The sequence below is a fragment of the Hyphobacterium sp. SN044 genome (genome assembly GCF_021864465.1).
In the GTDB taxonomy this organism is placed as follows: Bacteria; Pseudomonadota; Alphaproteobacteria; order Caulobacterales; family Maricaulaceae; genus Hyphobacterium.
In genome coordinates this window covers 58,359-77,052 of the sequence record NZ_JAKKUV010000001.1, presented here as the reverse complement: position 1 = coordinate 77,052, position 18,694 = coordinate 58,359, and the positions used below count along the sequence as shown (strand labels likewise).

Annotated in this window: 23 protein-coding genes; 15 read left to right on the top strand and 8 right to left on the bottom strand. The window is 65.0% G+C overall.

Going from position 1 to position 18,694, the window contains the following annotated elements; translation table 11 throughout:
* Positions 1–65: 65 nt before the first annotated feature.
* Genes L5876_RS00415 through L5876_RS00405 form a run of 3 tightly spaced genes read left to right on the top strand, consistent with a single transcriptional unit; the run spans position 66 to position 2,013 of the window.
* Positions 66–836, top strand: a complete 771-nt coding sequence (locus tag L5876_RS00415) for a hypothetical protein (RefSeq protein ID WP_236954117.1) — start codon at positions 66–68, stop codon at positions 834–836.
* Positions 833–1,615 (top strand): SDR family NAD(P)-dependent oxidoreductase, encoded by a 783-nt coding sequence (locus tag L5876_RS00410; RefSeq protein ID WP_236954116.1) that lies wholly within the window; start codon positions 833–835, stop codon positions 1,613–1,615. The genes L5876_RS00415 and L5876_RS00410 overlap by 4 nt, the downstream gene beginning before the upstream one ends.
* Positions 1,612–2,013: a dihydroneopterin aldolase gene (locus L5876_RS00405; protein WP_236954115.1), complete on the top strand. Its 402-nt coding sequence runs from the start codon at positions 1,612–1,614 to the stop codon at positions 2,011–2,013. Before L5876_RS00410 ends, L5876_RS00405 begins: the two co-directional genes overlap by 4 nt.
* A gap of 7 nt (positions 2,014–2,020) precedes the next feature.
* On the opposite strand, the gene L5876_RS00400 is transcribed toward L5876_RS00405, so the two are convergent.
* Complete coding sequence (locus L5876_RS00400) at positions 2,021–2,566, bottom strand: DsrE family protein (protein WP_236954114.1); 546 nt, start codon at positions 2,564–2,566, stop codon at positions 2,021–2,023.
* Positions 2,563–3,618 (bottom strand): calcium/sodium antiporter, encoded by a 1,056-nt coding sequence (locus L5876_RS00395; RefSeq protein ID WP_236954113.1) that lies wholly within the window; start codon positions 3,616–3,618, stop codon positions 2,563–2,565. Before L5876_RS00395 ends, L5876_RS00400 begins: the two co-directional genes overlap by 4 nt.
* Positions 3,619–3,819: 201 nt before the next feature.
* On the opposite strand from L5876_RS00395, the gene L5876_RS00390 reads away from it, so the two are divergent.
* Complete coding sequence (locus L5876_RS00390; RefSeq protein WP_236954112.1) at positions 3,820–4,290, top strand: NUDIX domain-containing protein; 471 nt, start codon at positions 3,820–3,822, stop codon at positions 4,288–4,290.
* Between the two features lie 66 nt (positions 4,291–4,356).
* Entirely contained in the window at positions 4,357–4,770 is a 414-nt protein-coding gene (locus L5876_RS00385) for a hypothetical protein (RefSeq protein ID WP_236954111.1), read from the top strand.
* Between the two features lie 3 nt (positions 4,771–4,773).
* Here L5876_RS00385 and proC read toward each other — a convergent pair whose 3' ends face one another.
* The 3 genes from proC to L5876_RS00370 all read right to left on the bottom strand — a co-directional run bounded on the left by proC (position 4,774) and on the right by L5876_RS00370 (position 6,588).
* On the bottom strand, positions 4,774–5,610 hold the full coding sequence (gene proC, locus L5876_RS00380) for a pyrroline-5-carboxylate reductase (protein ID WP_236954110.1): 837 nt from the start codon (positions 5,608–5,610) through the stop codon (positions 4,774–4,776).
* Positions 5,607–6,107 carry a YbjN domain-containing protein gene (locus L5876_RS00375; protein WP_039719218.1) on the bottom strand — a complete coding sequence of 167 codons (501 nt, stop codon included), beginning with the start codon at positions 6,105–6,107 and terminating at the stop codon, positions 5,607–5,609. The genes proC and L5876_RS00375 overlap by 4 nt, the downstream gene beginning before the upstream one ends.
* A gap of 115 nt (positions 6,108–6,222) precedes the next feature.
* Positions 6,223–6,588, bottom strand: coding sequence for an accessory factor UbiK family protein (locus tag L5876_RS00370; RefSeq protein WP_236954109.1), 366 nt, complete (start codon positions 6,586–6,588; stop codon positions 6,223–6,225).
* 93 nt (positions 6,589–6,681) lie between these two features.
* Here L5876_RS00370 and lgt point away from each other — a divergent pair, with 93 nt between their 5' ends.
* The 9 genes from lgt (at position 6,682) to ychF (ending at position 14,560) form a co-directional block, all read left to right on the top strand.
* Positions 6,682–7,569 (top strand): prolipoprotein diacylglyceryl transferase, encoded by an 888-nt coding sequence (lgt, locus tag L5876_RS00365; protein WP_236954108.1) that lies wholly within the window; start codon positions 6,682–6,684, stop codon positions 7,567–7,569.
* On the top strand, positions 7,566–8,666 hold the full coding sequence (locus L5876_RS00360) for an SAM-dependent methyltransferase (protein ID WP_236954107.1): 1,101 nt from the start codon (positions 7,566–7,568) through the stop codon (positions 8,664–8,666). The genes lgt and L5876_RS00360 overlap by 4 nt, the downstream gene beginning before the upstream one ends.
* 84 nt (positions 8,667–8,750) lie before the next feature.
* On the top strand, positions 8,751–9,683 hold the full coding sequence (locus L5876_RS00355; RefSeq protein WP_236954578.1) for a ribose-phosphate pyrophosphokinase: 933 nt from the start codon (positions 8,751–8,753) through the stop codon (positions 9,681–9,683).
* Between the two features lie 95 nt (positions 9,684–9,778).
* Entirely contained in the window at positions 9,779–10,324 is a 546-nt protein-coding gene (locus L5876_RS00350; protein ID WP_236954106.1) for a hypothetical protein, read from the top strand.
* Positions 10,325–10,551: 227 nt separating this feature from the next.
* Positions 10,552–11,214 carry a 50S ribosomal protein L25/general stress protein Ctc gene (locus L5876_RS00345; RefSeq protein ID WP_236954105.1) on the top strand — a complete coding sequence of 221 codons (663 nt, stop codon included), beginning with the start codon at positions 10,552–10,554 and terminating at the stop codon, positions 11,212–11,214.
* A gap of 54 nt (positions 11,215–11,268) precedes the next feature.
* On the top strand, positions 11,269–11,889 hold the full coding sequence (gene pth, locus L5876_RS00340) for an aminoacyl-tRNA hydrolase (RefSeq protein WP_236954104.1): 621 nt from the start codon (positions 11,269–11,271) through the stop codon (positions 11,887–11,889).
* A 14-nt stretch (positions 11,890–11,903) separates the two neighbouring features.
* The gene (locus tag L5876_RS00335) at positions 11,904–12,686 is read left to right on the top strand and encodes a sulfite exporter TauE/SafE family protein (RefSeq protein WP_236954103.1); all 783 of its coding nucleotides are present in this window, start codon (positions 11,904–11,906) and stop codon (positions 12,684–12,686) included.
* Between the two features lie 240 nt (positions 12,687–12,926).
* Positions 12,927–13,277, top strand: coding sequence for a hypothetical protein (locus L5876_RS00330; RefSeq protein WP_236954102.1), 351 nt, complete (start codon positions 12,927–12,929; stop codon positions 13,275–13,277).
* Positions 13,278–13,462: 185 nt separating this feature from the next.
* Complete coding sequence (ychF, locus tag L5876_RS00325; RefSeq protein WP_236954101.1) at positions 13,463–14,560, top strand: redox-regulated ATPase YchF; 1,098 nt, start codon at positions 13,463–13,465, stop codon at positions 14,558–14,560.
* Positions 14,561–14,615: 55 nt separating this feature from the next.
* Here the strand turns inward: ychF and L5876_RS00320 are convergent, their stop codons facing one another.
* Positions 14,616–14,927 carry a hypothetical protein gene (locus L5876_RS00320; protein WP_236954100.1) on the bottom strand — a complete coding sequence of 104 codons (312 nt, stop codon included), beginning with the start codon at positions 14,925–14,927 and terminating at the stop codon, positions 14,616–14,618.
* A gap of 127 nt (positions 14,928–15,054) precedes the next feature.
* Positions 15,055–16,299: an ATP-binding protein gene (locus L5876_RS00315; protein WP_236954099.1), complete on the bottom strand. Its 1,245-nt coding sequence runs from the start codon at positions 16,297–16,299 to the stop codon at positions 15,055–15,057.
* A 251-nt stretch (positions 16,300–16,550) separates the two neighbouring features.
* Between L5876_RS00315 and L5876_RS00310 the strand changes: the two genes are divergently transcribed.
* Positions 16,551–17,792, top strand: coding sequence for a multidrug effflux MFS transporter (locus L5876_RS00310; protein WP_236954098.1), 1,242 nt, complete (start codon positions 16,551–16,553; stop codon positions 17,790–17,792).
* Here the strand turns inward: L5876_RS00310 and L5876_RS00305 are convergent.
* Entirely contained in the window at positions 17,789–18,685 is an 897-nt protein-coding gene (locus L5876_RS00305) for a 23S rRNA (adenine(2030)-N(6))-methyltransferase RlmJ (protein WP_236954097.1), read from the bottom strand. The two genes, L5876_RS00310 and L5876_RS00305, sit on opposite strands and share 4 nt — an antisense overlap.
* Positions 18,686–18,694: the final 9 nt, after the last annotated feature.

The following is an 18,694-nucleotide window of genomic DNA, read 5'->3' as shown; positions in this document are numbered from 1 at the left end:
CGGTTTTGCCGCGACCGCACAACGCGCTAGATAGGGTTCGCAACCCAGCGAGGCGTCGTAGCGCAATGGAACTCTTCCAGAATCTGGCGAATGTCTTCGTGCCGCCCTGGGTGCGGACGCTGATTGTTCTCGCCCTGACGGCGCTGCTTGGCTTCTGCCTGTTTCTCACCATCGGGGCCTTGCTGGACAGTACCGAAAGACCCGACTGGATCGAGGCTTCGTTCTACCTGATCGGCGTTCTTCTACCGCTATTGCTGATCGTGTTCGTCGTGTCATTCGCGCAGGGCGACGCGGCCCATCTCAGGCACCGGACCGATGCCTTTCTGACCCGGCTACTGCCGCAGACACTCGCCTTTTTCGACAATCCCCAGCCCGACTTTTCCGATCCGGGCACGTCCCGCCGCAGCCGGCGCATTGCGCCGAAGACGAAGGTCAGGGTGCGCAAGAACGCCGACAGCTGCATCGCGCTCTATGACATCGAGCTGCCGGGCGAGCGCGGGTTCCGCGTCTGGATGAAGGCGGAACTCAATGTGCGGAAGATCAATATCGTGCTTTATGTCCCGAAGGATCGCGGGGAGCGCGAGGCGATACTCGATGCGCTCCGGCATTCGATCGAAGGCGCGGCGGCAGAAGGCTACAAGGTCAATCCCGCCATCGGCGAATCCGATGCACCCGGCTTTCCGTGCTGGTCGGTCGTGCTGATCCGGCAACTCGACGACGCCTTTCTGATTTCATCGCGCCAGCAGCTTTATTACGCTCAGGATCTGCTCTTCTTCCTGCGCGCGGTGGTGGGTGACGCGCCTCAGTTGTTCGTTCCGGGAAAGGAGACAGCATGAAGCCCGTTGCCCTCGTGACCGGAGGTGCCCGCCGGCTGGGCGAAGTGTTCGTGCGGGCGCTCGCCGAGCGAGGGTTTCACGTCGTCATCCATGCGAACGCGTCGGTCGATCGCGGCGCAGCGCTTGCCAATGCGCTCGCCGCGAAGGGGATGTCGGCAGAGTGCGCCGGCTTCGACCTGACGGACTGGCGGGGCGTGCCGGACTTCATGGACGGGCTCATATCGCGGCTCGGGCCCATGAGGCTCATGGTCAACTCGGCCTCGATTTTCGAATACGACCAGCCCGGCGAGATCGATCCCGAACAGTTCAGCCGAACGATCGACCTCAATCTGAAAGCGCCGGTCCTGCTGGCCCAGGCCTTCGCCCGGCCGCATCGCGGCATGGGCCGGGACAGCGGCGTGATCGTGAACATGCTCGACCAGAAGCTCTGGAATCTGAACCCGGACTTCTTCTCCTACACGGTCGCGAAACAGGCCCTGCACGGTGCGACGGACTTGCTGGCGCGCAGCTTCGCGCCGGACGTGAGGGTGTGCGGACTGGCACCGGGCATCACCCTGCCCTCGGGGGATCAGACCGAAGAAGAATTCGAGCGGGCGCATACACACAATCCGATGCAGGGCGGCTCGACACCGGAAGACCTGGTTCGCGCGCTGCAATTCATCCTCGACACGCCGTCCTTTACCGGGTCGACCCTGCTGGTCGACGGCGGGCAGCATTTCGACTCCCGCAATCGCGACGTGATGTTCGACCCCGCCGTGCGGAAGGATGCCAAACCGTGAACCTCGCCCAGATCATCGAAGACGCCCTGACCCAGTCCGGCGGCAATGACGTGTTCGTCTACCGGCTGGACGGCGTCGTTGTGGACGTCGAGATCGGCATTCACGATCACGAACGCGGCCGCCGTCAGCGCGTGCGCATCGATGTGGTCACCGTGGTGTCGGCGAAGGGTTGGGACGGGACCGACCGGATCCAAACCGTGGTCGATTACGACTATCTGTTCAACGCGATCCGCGCGTTGAACGACCGGAAATTCGACCTGCAGGAGACGCTGTGCGGCGCGATCCTCGACGCCGCTCTGACGCCCGACGCCGTGCTGGCCGCGGCCGTCACGACGCGCAAGATGGACGTCTACAAGGAGGCCGAATCGGTCGGCCTGACGCGCTTCCGCAAGAAATAGAAGCCCGTCAGAACGGGTTCAGCGTGTAGCCGTCCTGCTGCAGCAGGGCATGCGCCGTCATCGCCGACAGCGACATCTGGACGCCCGGCAGCAGGTCGTCGCCGGTGATGTCGTAATAGGCCGCCGTCTGGCCGCAGACGAAGAATCGCACGCCGCCGAGATCGATCAGCTGCGCGACGAGTTCGGCATTGGCATTTTCCGCGCCGTCCTGATGGGTGGCATACCAGTCCGCAGTCGTTACGTCCCAGGCTGCACGGCCGTGCAGCACGATGGCGACCTCGACATTCATCGGCTCGAGCCCGGCGCGGGCATGCATGTTGATGAAACGCGCCGCGCTGTCGATCCGGCGGCTGACCTCGCCCGGATCCGCGCCTTCTGCGATATCGAAGGCAACGCGGAGCACCGTATCGGCCGGCAGGGCCTCGGCGTCAGGAATGTCCGCGACACGGCCGTAGCTGTCGAACACCGGGCCGTAGCTGAAATCGTCGGGACCGGCATGGGCCGCGCCGGTCAGAAGCGCGGCGGCGGCCAGGGCGGCGATGGTGCGGATCATCCGTTGTCCTCGTCCAGGATTATCACGACCGGGCCGTCGTAACCCTCCGCGTCCGGGTCGCCGAGACTGACCGGGTTCATCCAGGCCAGCGCGCCGATATAGACGGCGTAGGCGCCAAAGAAGACGAGACCCGTCAGGCGTCCGACCGCGCGGCCAGCGAAGACCCAGAGCGCCAGTACCACGGCCGCGGCCAGCATCACCCAGACGTCGAACGTCATGATCTGCTCCGGCACGGCGAGCGTGCCGCCAGTCAGACCGACCGCGAGCGACGCACCGCCGCCAACCGCGAAGATGTTGAAGATATTCGAACCGAGCACATTGCCGATCGCCAGTTCCGCATTGCGGCGCATCACGGCCACCATCACGGCGGCCAGTTCCGGCAGCGAGGTGCCGATGGCGACCGCGGTCAGGCCGATCACCGCGTCCGGCACGCCGAGCAGTTCGGCCGCGCGCGTGCCGCCGGAGACGATCATGTGCGCGCCGAGCGGCAATGCGACGAGACCGACAATCAGGAAGAGGGCGATCGCCGCGCCGGATTTCGGCAGACCGGGGCCGTCATCGGCCTCGATCAGTTCGGCGATCAGGGGATCGTCCGGCTTCCTGCGCGCGAGAACGCCCATATAGCCGACGAAGAGGATGATGAGCGCGACGAGAATGCCGCCCTCCCAGAGCTGGATCCCGCCATCCCAGGCCGCCCAGATCAGCGCGCCGGAGGCGAGCAGGGCGAAGACCGCATTGCGTTTCACGCCGGGCGCCTGCGTGGCGATGGCGCCGAAGATCGCCGGGAGGCCCAGCACGAACAGCACGTTGGCGATGTTGGAGCCGACGATATTGCCGATGGCGAGACCGGGATAGCCCGACAGGGAGGCGTCGATCGACACGACGAGTTCTGGGGCAGACGTGCCGAAGGCGACGATCGTGAGACCGATCAGCAGGGAGGGCACGTTCCATTTCTTCGCGAGCGAGGTCGCCCCGCGAATCAGGAAATCCCCGCCGAACAGCAAGGCCACGATGCCAGCGAGGATGAGCGCGAAAGCTGCGAGCAGCGTCATGAGCGAAAGCCCGTTGAGGCTCTAGTCGATGCGCTTGTATTCGATCAGGTTGAGAAGCGCGAAAACGCCGAAGCAGACACCGAAAACAACAAGGGCAGCCATGCGGATTTCCTCACACAAAACAGACAGACGTGGCAGGGTACATAACCCGGACGCGGCGTCCGGGCTAGCAGTCCGCAGCAGGCATGTGAAGGAAAAACGGTGAATCTCCGAACACGCGCCGAACCGCTGATCCGGCCCTTCATCCAGCGATGGTGGCGGATCCAGCGCGGCATGACGCTGGGCGTGCGCGGCATCGTGGAAAATCCGGCGGGGGAAATTCTCCTGGTGAAGCACACCTATGTGGCGGGCTGGCATTTCCCGGGCGGCGGGGTGGAGCGCGGCGAGACGATCTATGATGCCCTGCGCAAGGAATTGCGCGAAGAGGCCGGGATCGACCCGGCGGGCATACCCGAACTGGTCGGCGTCTACTCCAACGAACAGGTCTTCCGCGGCGATCATGTCGCCGTGTTCCGCGTGCGCGAGTGGTCGGGCTGCGCGATGACCGCGCATCACGAAATCGCCGAGACCGGCTGGTTCAGGCCGAGTGCCCTGCCTGACGGGATCGTCGGTGCCGCCAGGCGGCGGATCGCGGAACTCTATGAGGGCGAAACCATCACCGGCGTGTGGTGACACGCAATTCCGCTTGTGGCGGTCCCGCGCCCCTGTAGGCTGCAGCGGTTCAACACAGGGATTGTCATGAAAACACTGTTCGCGGCGGCGATGGTCGCCTCGCTGGCCGCGCCGGCTCTTGCCGACGAAGCCTGGGTCTCGAATGCCGGGACCGTCATCTATCTGGAGGATGTCGGCACCACCGCCGTGCTGCAGCAATTCCATCCGCGCTATGGCGAGCTGCGCGTCTACGTGCCGGGCCTGGGTGGCAATTACGACGACCGGGTCGGTCTGTTCGCGGGCTACTGGATCGCTGTCGACCCGAGCCGCGCCGACTGGAGCTGTGACGTCTCCGTGGTGATGGAGGACGGCCATGTCTCGAATGTCTGGGGCCGGGTCAATATCGAGTTCATGACTACGGGCTTCCCGTCCGGGTTCGACGGTTTCACCGGCAGCTGCCACGACGAAGCCGACGTGCGCTGGACCGCAAACCCGAGCTAGACCCTACCGCCCGTTGTCGCCGCCGAGGCGGCGGGACTGGCGTTCGGCGGCGGCGACGGCGTTGCGCATCAGGTCCGGCAGGCCGGTCATCAGCACGTCGAGCGCCGCCTGGGTCGTGCCCCCCGGCGAGGTGACGGCGCGGCGCAGTTCCGCCGGGCTCTGGTCGCTTTCGGCGAGCAGGGCAGCGGCCCCTACGACGGTTTCGCGGGCGAGGCGCTCGGCCAGTTCGCGCGGCAAGCCTTCGGCGAAGCCGGCACCGGCGAGTGCCTCGACCATGAAGAAGACATAGGCCGGGCCGGAGCCCGACACGGCGGTGACCGCGCCCATATGGCGCTCGTCGGTGATCCACTCGACCGGGCCGCCGACCTTCAGGAGCTTTTCCGCCTGCCGCTTGACGGCAGCGGGGGCGTCGCTGGCGACGGCGACGGTGATGCCCTTGCCGATCGAGGCGGGCGTGTTGGGCATGGCGCGCACGATCGGGCGATCGCCGAGCGCGCTTTTCAGGCGGCGGATCGAGATGCCCGCGATGACCGAGATCACGGCGGCATCCTCGGGGAGGATGTCCCCGAGTTTCGGTCCCAGTTCGTCGAATTGCTGCGGCTTCACCGCGAGGACGACGGTCGACACGTCCTTTGCCATGCGCGGACCGAGTTCCGGCACGCGTTTTAGCCCGTATTTCGACACCAGCGCCTTGCACGTCTCATTGCGGCCCGGATCGACGATCAGCAGGTTTTCCGCATCAACCGCGCCGCGCTTGCGCAGCCAGCCGGAGGCGAGGGCCGCACCCATGCGGCCCGCCCCGATCAGAACGGTACGTCCGGGTTTTGCAGGCTCGCTCATGCTTCCCCGGCGGTTTCGAACATCGCGGCCTGCGCGGCTTCTTCGACCGACTTGCCGCCCCAAACGAGATACTGGAAGGCCGGGTAGAATCGGTCGCCGGCTTCGCGCGCGGCCTGAATCAGCGCCGCGGCCTGGCCCGGTGACAGGGATTCGCCGTGCGGCAGGGGAATGGCGTGGCGGTAGAGAATGCCGCCATCCTCGGCCCAGACGTCGAAATGGCCGAACCAGAGCTTCTCATTGAGACGCGAGACCAGTTCGCACACTTCGCGGAAGCGGTTCGGCGGCGTCTTCAGGTCGAGGCTGGAGCAGATATGGATCGCCTCCAGTTCCGGCCGCCAGGCGAACCAGATCTGGTGATCGCGCCATGCGCCCGGCGCACTCATGTGGAGTTCGCCGGCGTCGTCGCGTTCATAGGGCAATTGTTCGGCAATCACCGCCTGCTCGACGGAATCGAGCGGATCGATGATCGTCGTGGTGAATTCGGGAGCCAGTTCCATATCGGGGTTCCCCTTCCAGGCGCGCCGTCGAATCGCGCGCGACAACAAGACGGTAGGGCCGTAACCGGCACGCGCGCAACTGCGCCGCCGGACGGGCCTGTGGATGATCGCGGGATCAGTCTTTTTTCGGCTTCGCGGCCTTGCGCGCCGGCGGGTTGCGCGTCGCCGAGCGCGGACGGGTCCGGGCCGCGGGCTTGGCGGTTTTTGCCGCCGCTTTCGCCGCGGGCTTCGCCGCCGCCATTTTCCCGCCTTCGAGCGCCTCGACGCGCTTGGCGAGTGCCTCCGCTTCGGCGCGGGCCTTGGCCGCCATTTCCTTGACGGCCTCGAACTCCTCGCGCTCGACGAGATCCATCTCGGCCAAGGCACGGCGCATCTGCGCCTTGAACGCGGTCTTCGCCTCATCGCCTGCAGCCTGTGCGGCCGCGAAGGCGTCGCTCATCAGCTCGGCGAAATCGTTGAGAAGCGGATTACGGGTCTGCATACCGGTGCCATTGGCTAAGTGTTCCGCCTCCTATATGCGTTGCCTGACCCGCCGACGCAATGCGGCGAACCGCACACAAGCTCCGGACGCGCCATGAATGAATGTCTGCCGCCTTTCACGCTGATCGATCCGGTGATCTTCCAGATCGGGCCGTTCGCGCTGCGCTGGTACGCGGTGGCCTATATCGCCGGCCTGCTCCTGGGCTGGCGCTACATGGTGGCGCTGTCGCGGCGGCCCAAGCTTTACGTGCCGCAGGGCGTCCCGCCGCGCGGCACACCGTTCAATGTCGAGGACATCGACGACCTGCTCCTGTGGGTCACGATCGGCGTCGTGGGCGGCGGACGTCTCGGCTATGTCCTGTTCTACCAGATCGACGCGATCTGGGAGCGCCCCCTGTGGATCGTCACCGGCATTGTGGAAGGCGGCATGTCCTTCCACGGCGGCCTGATCGGGGTAGCGCTGGCGCTGTTCTTCGTCTGCCGCAATCGCAAGCTGGACCTGTTCCGTGTCGGCGATGCCGCCGCCGTGGTGACGCCGATCGGCCTGTTCTTCGGTCGCATTGCAAACTTCATCAATGGCGAGTTGTGGGGCCGTCCGACTGATGTGCCGTGGGCGATGCGGTTCGAGAACGATCCGCTGGGCGCCTGCCGCCACCCGAGCCAGCTTTATGAAGCGGCGCTCGAAGGCGCACTGATCTTCGCGGTGATCAACATCGCGACCTGGAAATTCCGCTCGCTGGCGCGGCCGGGCATGAATGCCGGCCTGTTCCTGCTGATCTACGGCCTGTCGCGGGCGCTGCTGGAAACCGTACGTGAGCCCGACCGCCACATGCCCGAGGCGCTGCAAGGTATCGTGACGATGGGCATGCTGCTCTCCATTCCGATGATCATCATCGGTGCCTGGCTGATCTGGCGGGCCTGGAAGAAGGGACCCGCCCCGGCCCCGGCGGTGCGCGAAACCGAGAAAACCGAAAAAGCGTGAGCCCGGTCGGCCAGCGCATACGTGACCGGATCGAAGCCGAAGGCCCGGTCTCCGTCGCGTCCTTCATGACCGAGGCGCTGTTCGATCCGCGCGACGGGTTCTACGCGACCAAGAACCCGATCGGCGCGGGTGAGGATTTCATCACCGCCCCGGTGATCAGCCAGATGTTCGGCGAACTGATCGGGCTGTGGTGCGTGCAGGCCTGGATGGATCTGGGTCAGCCGAAACCCTTCCGTCTGGCCGAGCTGGGTCCCGGCACGGGCGCGATGATGGCCGATGCGCTGCGCGCCGGACGGGCCGCACCGGGCTTCGGCGAAGCGGTCGAGGTGACGCTGGTCGAGGCCAGTGCTGCGCTGAAAATGGTCCAGGCCCGCACGCTGACCCCGTCGGGCGTGATGACCGGCTGGGCTGATCGACTGGAACAGGTGCCCGGCGGACCCGCGGTGATCCTCGGCAACGAATTCCTGGACTGCCTGCCCGTACGCCAGGCCGTGAAGCAGGACGGGGTCTGGCGCGAGCGCATGGTCGGTCTCGATCCCGAGGACGGGTCGAAGCTGGCCTTCGGCACCGGGCCGCAGCTGACGCCGGCGGATGTCGAGCTGATCGCTGCAGAATTGCGCGATGCGCCGGACGGCAGCCTTGTCGAACTCCGCCCCGGCGACCGGCAGGTCGTCGATGCGCTGGCGGCGCGGTTCGCGAAACATCCGGGCCGTGCCCTGTTCATCGACTATGGCCCGGCCGAACCGGAGGCCGGTGACACGCTGCAGGCGATCCGGTCGCACGAGAAGGTCGATCCGCTGGACGATCCCGGCACGGCCGACCTGACGACCCGGGTGGACTTCGCCAGCCTCGTCCGCGCCGCTAAGGACGCCGGGCTCGACGTGCAGGGACCGGTGACACAGGCCGACTTCCTGATCCGGATGGGGATCGAGGTGCGCGCCACCGCCCTCCTCCGCGCCAATCCGGGGCGCAAGGCCGAGATCGCCCGTCAACTCTGGCGCCTTACCGACGCGGACCAGATGGGCCAGCTGTTCAAGGTGATCGCGATTTCGTCGCCCGGATTGCCACAACCGCCGGGATTCGACGCGCACGGATGAATTGAAGGTTCAAATGCGCGCCCGCCTCTGATACGTGACCGGCGGGCCAAACGAAGCGAGGTTGCCATGGCGGGGCGCACTCCGATGAAGCTGATGTCCGGGACCTCCAATCCGGAGCTGGCCAAGCAGATCGCCGACTATCTCGACTCCCCGCTGACCACGACCGAAATCCAGCGCTTCTCCGATGGCGAGATCTTCGTGCGCATCGACGAGAATGTGCGCGGCGAAGACATTTTCATCATCCAGTCGACCTCGCACCCGGCGAACGACCATCTGATGGAGTTGCTGATCTGCATCGACGCGCTGAAGCGCGCGAGCGCAAAGCGGATCACGGCGGTCATTCCCTATTTCGGCTATGCCCGGCAGGACCGGAAAACCGGCGGGCGCACGCCGATCACCGCCAAGCTGGTCGCGAACCTGATCGCGGAAGCCGGCGCGGACCGCGTCCTGACGCTCGACCTGCATGCCGGCCAGATCCAGGGCTTCTTCGACATTCCGACCGACAATCTGTTCGTGACGCCGGTGTTCGAGGACGACATCAACAAGCATTTCAAGGTCGATAATCTGCTGGTCGTCTCGCCGGATGTCGGGGGCGTGGTGCGCGCCCGTGCGCTGGCCACGCGCCTGGGGGCAGACATCGCCATCGTCGACAAGCGCCGCCCGAAGGCCGGCCAGTCGGAAGTGATGAACATCATCGGCGACGTCGACGGCCGCCGCTGCATCATCTTCGACGATATCGTCGATAGCGGCGGCACGCTGTGCAATGCAGCGGCCGAACTGAAGGCACGCGGGGCGACCGAGGTGGCGGCCTATGTCACGCATGGCGTTTTGTCGGGCAAGGCGCATGAGCGCATCCGCAATTCGGAACTGACCGAGCTGGTCTGCACCAACTCGATCGCGGCGGCCTCGGCCGGGGCCGATGGCGGCAATGTCCGCGCGATCTCGATCGCGCCGCTGCTGGGCGAAGCCATCCGCCGGATCGCGAACGACGAATCGGTCTCGAAACTGTTCGACTGAGAAAGTTTCGGAAAAACCGGAACATCACCCCCCGGGGGTCCCGTTGCCTTGGCATACGGCACCGATACTGGTGCGCAGACCAAGGAGCGAATTCCATGACCCGCATGACTCTGATGAGTGCAGTGGCGGCGCTGGCATTCACCCCGGCAGCGATCGCGCAGTACGAAGACCCCGACAACGCCTACATGAACGAAAGCCCGACGCGCCAGGACCGTGTCCAGCGCAGCGAGGACTTCTACGACGATGACGGCGTTGATACCTCCGGCACGATGGGGCCTCGCCTGACCAATGACGACTGGGTCGAGGAGGACTTCTCCGATGATCCGGACCCGCAAGGGGACTGGCAGCGCGATACGCGCACGACCGGAACCGAAGGCATCCGCGCCGATATCGAGGTCGAAGACGATCCGATGGTCCGGACCGCCGCCATGCGCATGGACCGGATGTCGCGGCTGGAACAGCTGTTCCACGCCATCGACATGGACGGTAACGGCATGGTCTCCCGCGAAGAGTGGGGCCATTGGCAGTCCGACAGCGGCTATGCCTATCGTTTCGACGCGTTCAACACGGACAATGATTCCGTGCTGAGCTGGAACGAATACATGGCAGCCGCCGACGAGATGTATGCCTCGGTCGGATAACGCCAATCGACACCGCAGGCGCTGAGCCTGCCGCTAGAAGGAAAGCCGGTGCTGCGACGCACCGGCTTTTCACGTGTCGGGACGGTTGCACGCCCTGCCGGGATCGGCTATTAGCCGCCGCTCAAACGCGCCGGGGCAACCCGGTGCGACCTCGGATGCCGCGGTTCCGGGCGATCGGAGACTGCGGCGTTCGCGTTTGATACGAGATTTTTCGAAGGACCGGACTGATGAGCGACATCGTTCTCCCCGTCGAGGTGCGTGAAGGCACCGGCAAAGGCGCCGCCCGCGCAGCACGCCGTGAAGGCCTCGTGCCTGGCGTTCTCTATGGCGGCGACCGTGGCGCCGTCTCGATCGCCGTGAAGGCGAACGTCCTGCGCAAGGCGATCCATACGGGCAAATTCCTGTCCCACATGGTCACGCTGGAGCATGGCAAGGAAAAGCAGCCGGTCATCCCGAAGGACGTCCAGTTCCACCCGGTGACCGACGAGCCGCTTCACATCGACCTGTTCCGCGTCGAGGAAGACACCGTCATCGACGTCGAGGTGACGGTCCACTTCATCAATGAAGAGAAGTCCCCGGGCCTGAAGCGCGGCGGCGTCCTGAACGTCGTGCGCCATGCGGTCGAACTGTCCTGCCCGGCCGGCTCGATCCCGGAAGAGATCGTCATCGACCTTTCCGGCAAGGAAATCGGCGACTCGATCCACATCTCCGACGTCACCCTGCCCGAAGGCGTCACGCCGACCATCACCGACCGTGACTTCACGATCGCGACGCTGCAAGGCGCCCGCGTGATGGTCGAGTCGGAAGAAGGCGAAGCCGAAGAGTCCGAAGACGCGGACGAAGCCGAAGTCGAAGCGGCGGAAGGCGAAGAGGGCGAGTCGGAAGACTAGTCCCGGCCGCCGCGACGCCGCGCCGGCTCACACCGGACCTAGCGGAGCGGTTCCATGCTTCTGATTACCGGTCTCGGGAATCCCGGCGCGAAATACACGCGCAACCGGCATAATATCGGGTTCATGACCCTTGATGCGATCACCGCGGACTGGAATTTCGGTCCGTGGCGTTCGCGTTTTCAGGGCATGACCGCGGAAGGCAGTATCGACACCCCCAAGGGGCCGGTGAAGGTGCTGCTGCTGAAGCCCCAGACCTATTACAACGAGGCGGGGCGGTCGGTTCTGGAAGCCGCGCATTTCTACAAGATCCCGCCGGAAGACATCATCGTCTTCCATGACGAGCTCGACCTGGCGCCGGGCAAGTTCCGCCTGAAGGCCGGCGGCGGCCACGCCGGAAACAACGGGTTGCGCTCGATCGCGTCTCATGTCGGCGCGGACGTGCGGCGCGGCCGGATCGGCATCGGCCACCCCGGCGACAAGTCGAAAGTCACCGGCTGGGTGCTGTCCGACATTCCGAAGGCCGACGAGGAATGGGCGGGCAATCTGCTCGACGCGATCTCGCGCGCCCTGCCCCTCCTTGCAGCGGGCGACCTCGACGCCTTCCAGACGAAGGTCACGCACCTCGCCCCCGCGCCCGAGACCCCCGGTCCGGGCGGCGGCCCGGATGCGGACTGACAGGAGGAAACGGGATGGATTTCGCACTGGTCATCCTCGCCTCCGTTTTCGCCTCGCTTCTGACGCTCTATTCCGGCTTCGGCCTCGGCACGCTTCTGCTGCCGGTCTTCGTCCTCTTCTTTCCCGCCCCGATTGCCGTGGCGGCGACGGCGGCGGTGCACCTCCTCAACAATCTCTTCAAGGGCGGGCTGATGTGGCGCGGCGCGGACTGGGGCGTCGTCCTGCGTTTCGGACTGCCCGCCATTCCGGCGGCGCTTGCCGGGGCCTGGGTCCTCGGCCAGCTGGGCGACACTGGCCCGGTGTTCGAATGGCGGATGGCGGGGCAGACGTTCGGACCGACCCCGGCCGGCCTCGTCATCGGCGTGCTGATGATCGTCTTTGCCCTGCTCGAATGGCAGGACTGGTTCCGGAAACTCGCCGCGCCGCGGCGCTTTCTGCCGCTCGGCGGGCTCGTTACAGGCTTTCTCGGCGGGTTGACGGGTCACCAGGGCGCGCTGCGTTCCGCCTTCCTCCTGAAGACCGGGCTGGACGCGAAAGCCTTCATCGCGACCGGGGTGCTCATCGCCGTCCTCGTCGATGTGTCGCGGCTGCCGGTCTATGCCGCCAGCATGGCGGGCGATGCGGCCTTCACGGGCCGGGACATGGCGCTGGTCGGCGCGGCGACCCTCGCCGCCTTTGCCGGGGCGTGGGTGGGCGCGCGGACGCTCGACAAGATCACGCTCGGCTTCGTGCGCCATGTCGTGGCGGTGCTGATGCTCGCCATCGGCGCGGCGATGGTCGCCGGGCTGATCCGCTGATTTGCGGATCGGGGAAATTCGCACCGGAACAAGCACGTTTCGCGGCAGGTATTCCCAAGCCCCGTAACATTTGATACGCCTTACCCCATTGTTATGCGATCTGGCCCGAGATGGTCCTGCAAAAGTCCCGGCCTTGCCCGCGAAGGGTCACGGTTGGGGGCCGCAATTGCCTTGTTCGCGCCCGGGCCTCCCCTGTCCCCCGCCCGTTAAGACGCGAACGGCAATCGAGGGTAGACCCTGATGAAAGCCAAACTGCTCGCCGCCACACTGCTGGCGGCCGGGTTCGCGGGTGCCGCCGGCGCCCAGGACCATGCCGAAATCGACGCCAATGCCGATGGCAAGTTGTCGCTGGCCGAGGTGCAGACGGCGATGCCGGATGTGACCGAGGAAGAATTCCTCTCCTATGACACTGATGCGGATTCCCAGCTCAGCTTCGACGAATACAGCGTCTGGGCCGATGCCGCCGTCGACGCGGAAGTCGAAGTCGATCCGCTCGAAGACCCGGTGGATGACGCCGCGGACGATGCCGGCATGACCTATGACGACGGTTCGGACGACGAACCGGAAGACGACATGGCCGATCCGCAATAGGCGGTCCGGATCGGCGGCGGTCCGGTCCCGTCCCTCCCCGGGCCTCCCTGCGAGGCCGGACCCGTAAAGCCGAGGCGGCCGCGTCCCAATAAGGACGCGGCCGTTGGCTTTCCTGACGGGCGAATTGACCCTTGGCAGAGGCCGCGCTAACCCCACGCCTTCGCGCGAGACAGAAGGGTGCGGTCATGGGTTTCAAATGCGGCATTGTCGGCCTGCCGAATGTGGGCAAGTCGACGCTTTTCAACGCCCTCACCCAGACGGCGGCGGCGCAGGCCGCCAATTATCCCTTCTGCACGATCGAGCCGAATGTCGGCGACGTGGCGATGCCGGAACCACGCCTCGACGTGCTGGCGAAGATCGCCGGGTCGAAGGAGATCATTCCGACGCGGATGAATTTCGTCGACATCGCCGGCCTGGTGCGCGGTGCGTCGAAGGGCGAAGGCCTCGGCAATCAATTCCTCGCCAATATCCGCGAAGTCGATGCGGTGGCCTATGTGCTGCGCTGCTTCGAGGACGGTGACGTCACCCATGTCGAGGGCCGGGTCGATCCGATCGCGGACCTTGAGACGGTCGAGACCGAGCTGATGCTCGCCGACATGGAAAGCCTGGAAAAGCGCACGCCCAATCTCGAGAAGAAGGCCAAGACCGGCGACAAGGAAGCCAAGGAAGCGCTTGCCCTCATCGAGCTGGCGCTGGCCGAACTGCGCGACGGCCGCCCGGCCCGCCGCGCCGACGTGCCCGCCGACAAGCGCCGCGAATGGCGCATGCTGCAGCTCCTGACCGCCAAGCCCGTCCTCTACATCGCCAATGTCGATGAGGAGAGCGCCGCGACGGGCAATGCCCACTCCGCCCGCGTCGAGGAATACGCCAAGGGCGAAGGCGCGCCCTGCGTCGTGATTTCCGCGAAGATCGAATCCGAAATCGCCGTGCTCGCCCCCGAAGAGCGCAAGGACTATCTCGACGCGCTGGGGCTCGAGGAAACCGGCCTGACCCGCATGATCCATGCGGGCTACACGCTGCTCGACCTGATCACCTATTTCACGGTCGGCCCGAAGGAGGCGCGCGCCTGGACGATCCGCAAGGGCTGGACCGCGCCGCGCGCCGCGGGCGTGATCCACGGCGATTTCGAAAAGGGCTTCATCCGCGCGGAAACCATCGCCTATGACGACTTCGTCGCGGCCAATGGCGAGGCCGGCGCCCGCGAGGCCGGCAAGCTGCGCCAGGAAGGCAAGGAATACGTGGTGCAGGACGGCGACGTCATGCACTTCAAGTTTAATGTTTAGCGTAGGTCAGCCCACCTAAGCTTGTATCAGCAAGCGGTCTGCCTGCGACATTCAGCTAAATGATCTCAACCTCTGCTGAGATCGTTCTGCCTTCGTATAGCGTGATAATCTTGCCCTTCGCCAATTGATCCCAAGGACCATCGGGCGACAGAAAGCCGAGCTTCCCGGTCCAAATCTCATCGGATGGAGATTTGTTGTCGAACGTGATGACGACACTCCAATTGGTCAGCTTTCCATCATTCGACGAAACCATGTCCGATACTGTCGAATAGCAATTAGACACTGGAAGATTCCGGAGCTTTTCGTTCAACCAACGAACGCGCACTCGGCGCTCTCCTTCTTGTGTTGGCAAGCCAATCCCAGTCATTGCGTACACTCACGGATCAAATATTTTGTTCAATCATACAATTTATGCTGCGGATGGCGACGTCATGCATCTCCGGTTCGATGTCTAGGGTCATGCACCCCTGGACCCTTGCTCGATCCGGGAAGGATCAATCGGCCCACAGTGCGCTGATCGGAACGGCTGTCATCCCGTCACCGAACGAAAACACCTCATTGCCCGCATAGAGCACGATACCGGTAAAGGGCCGCCCGTCCGTCATGGTCTCGGCGAACCAGCGGATATGCCTGAAGTCCTCGCCCTTGACCGACAGCGCAGCCTTGACCTCCACCGCCAGGATAGCCCCGTCGCTCTCGCGCTCGACCAGAAAGTCGATCTCTCGTTTCAGCCGGTCGCGGTAATGGTAGAGGCGATACTCGTCCGACAACTCCGTCAGCGGCGCGATCTGATTGTAGACGAAGGTCTCGATCAGCTTGCCGATCCTGTCGGCATTCAATGCGGATTCCTCGGATCTCCAATTCAGGATGGACGCCATCAGGCCGCTGTCGGCCATGAAAAGCTTGTCCTTCCGTCCGACGCGTTCGTAGTCGCCTCTTGTCCATGCCGGCACCCGATCGACTAGGAACAGGGCCTCCAGCGCCCCGAGATAGGCTTCCACGGTCGGGCGCCTGATCGAGAGGCCGGCACCGATATCGGCAATATTCATCAATTTGGACGACCAGGCCGCAGTGATCCCGACAAGTTTTCGCATGGCGTCGAGGCGGTGGACGCGTGTGATGTCCTTCAGATCGCGTTCAAGCAGCGCCCCGATATAGTCCTGGTGCCAGCGGCGCCGGGCGCTGGCATTCAATCCGATCGCCTCGGGGTAACCACCAGCAAGCGCGCGGCGCACAATTTCGTCGCGCGTCACGGCAGTCGGGGTTCGAGCGAAATCTCCCTCAAAGGCGCGCTCCAGAAACCGGCGCCCGGCCTGTGCCTGCTCACCGGCGGACAAAGGGCGCAGACGGATCTTCGCAATCCGTCCGGCGAGGGATTCATTGGCCTGGGGGATCGCCGCGAGATTGGCCGATCCGGTCAGCAGGAATTGTCCCGGCCTCATGTCTTCGTCAACGGTCAGCTTGATCGCCGGCAAAAGGTCGGGAACGCGCTGGATTTCATCAATGATCAGCGTACGCGCCCGCCTGCGCACGAAACCGAGCGGATCGGCCCGGGCGGCCTCCCGTGCACCGGGATCGTCGAGCGTGATATATTCAGCCGCGTCGCTGCGCATCTGTCTGGCGAGCGTCGTCTTTCCACACTGACGCGCACCGGCAAGCAGCAGGACGCGGCGGTCGCGCAGGCGTTCTGAAATCTGGTCTGCTTGCCAACGCGGCAGAATGGTTTGCCCGGCTCCCATTGCATCTCCCATGCTCGATGATGCGAAATTATACATTTGTAATGTGCGAAATTACAAGTTTTCATGGTGCGAAATTATAGATTTCGGACCTGCGAAACTCCAGATTTCTCCGAAACACACCGCTACCCATCCCGCCATTCACCGCTGAACCGCGCCGCCTTCAACCCTGAAGCCTTGATCGATCCGGGCAAGAGGCGCATCTAGCCGGTCCGGGCGCATCGCGTCGTCCGATTTCGCCGGAGACGCGCGCCATGTCCCCTTCCCCCGCCAACCAGCGGCCCATGCCGGTTTCCCTCTGGGAGCTGATTGGGCTGATCGTGTCGATGATGGCGCTGGTGGCGCTGACCATCGACATGATGCTGCCGGCGCTGGGGCTGATCGCGAGCGATCTGGGCGTGGAAAACGCCAATGACCGGCAGTATGTGATCTCGTCCTTCCTGCTCGGCTTCGGCCTGGCGCAGCTGGTCTATGGACCGCTCGCCGACGCCTTCGGGCGCAAGCGCGTCTTCCTGACCGCGCTCGGCCTCTACGCGATCGCCACGCTGGTCTGTATCGCCGCGCCGAGTTTCGAAACGCTGCTGGCGGCCCGCTTCGCGCAGGGCTGCGCAGCGGCGGCAGCGCGCGTGATCGCGGTCGCCATCGCCCGCGACCTGACCAGCGGGCGGCGGATGGCCGAAGTGATGAGCATGGTGATGACCGTTTTCATGGTCGTGCCGGTCATCGCCCCGGGCCTGGGGCAGCTGATCCTGTTCGTCGCGCCCTGGCGTTGGATATTCGTCTTCCTGTTTGTCTTCTCGCTGGCGCTCGGCGCGTGGCTGACCTTCCGGCTGCCTGAAACGCTGCACCCGGAATACCGCCTGCCGCTGCGGCTGAAACCGACGCTTAAGGCGTTCTGGGAAACGACGCAGCACCGGTTGATGCTCGGCTATACGCTGGCCGGAGGCATGTTCTTCGGCGGGCTCTACGCCTTCCTGAATTCCGCCGAACAGATCTTCGCCGTGCATTTCGCGCTCGGCGGGGCCTTCCCGCTCGCCTTCTCGGCGATTGCAGGCGTGATGGCGGTGACGAGCTTCCTCAATTCCCGCCTGGTCGGGCGGATGGGCCAGAGGCGGCTGTCGCATGGCGCGCTGATCGCCTTCACGATCATCAGCGCCCTGCATGCGCTGATCCTCGTCGCCGGATACGAGCAATTCTATCTCTACACCGCGCTCCTGGCCGCGGCGATGATGCTGCTGGGGCTGATCGCGGCGAACTTCTCGGCGCTGGCGATGGAGCCGGTCGGGCATATCGCCGGCACGGCAAGCGCGGCCTATGGCTTCGTCACAGGCGTTGTGGGCGGGATCATCGGCGCGGTGATCGGCCAGCTCTACAATGGCACCGGCCTGCCGCTGATCGCCGGGCAAACGGTGATGGGCGCGATTGCGCTCGCCATCGTGTTCTGGACCGAGCGCGGAGCGCTGTTCGGCACCGGTGAGGACGACGAAGCCGCCTAGGCTTCCGGTTCGCCCTCGAAATCCTCTTCCGCCAGCGCGCCATCGACGCGCCAGCCCGCTCCGGCCTCCTGTTTCAGCAGGTCGCAAAGCCACGGCATCACGGTGACGAGGTCTTCTTCCAGCGTGAAAGGCGGATTGACCACGACGACGCCGGCCCCGGCCAGCTTGCCTTCGGACTCGAGGTCGCGGACCCAGAGGTCGGCGCGCAGCACCTTCTCCGGCGTCGCGTATTCCTCGTCGAACAGCCACTCGGCGAGGCCGGTATCGAAGCGCTCCGCCGCCCACATATCCTTCAGCGGACGCCAGAAGATATAGGTGCCGGTCGGCCATTTCGGCAGCGCATCCTTGATGGCCTCGGCCATGTGGGCCATCTCGTCGCGATGCTCGAAGGGCGGGTCGACGATGACGAGGCCGCGCTTCTCCTTGGGCGGAAGCAGGCCCTCCATCGCGCCATAGCCGTCGCGGCGTTCGACCTTGATCCGGCCTTCGAGCGCGTAGCGCTTGTCGAGCGTCTTCGCGTCGGCCTCGTGCAATTCGCACAGATGGATGTGGTCAGACTTGCGGGTCAGGCGGCGGGCGATCTCCGGCGAGCCGGGATAGGTGGTCAGATCCTTGCCGGAATTCATCGCGCGGACGATGTCGAGCCAGGGTTTCAGAACCCGGTCGACCTCAGCCGGGCGGTCGGCCTTGAGGATGCGGCCCACGCCTTCCTTCCATTCCGGGCTGCGCGTCGCCTCGTTGCCGGCGAGGTCATAGACGCCGATCCCGGCATGGGTGTCGATCACCCGGTAGGGTTTCGGCTTCTTGTTCAGATGCGCGAGGCAGAGCGACAGGACGACGTGCTTGAGCACGTCGGCGAAGTTTCCGGCATGGAAGGCGTGGCGGTAATTCATGACCCCCCT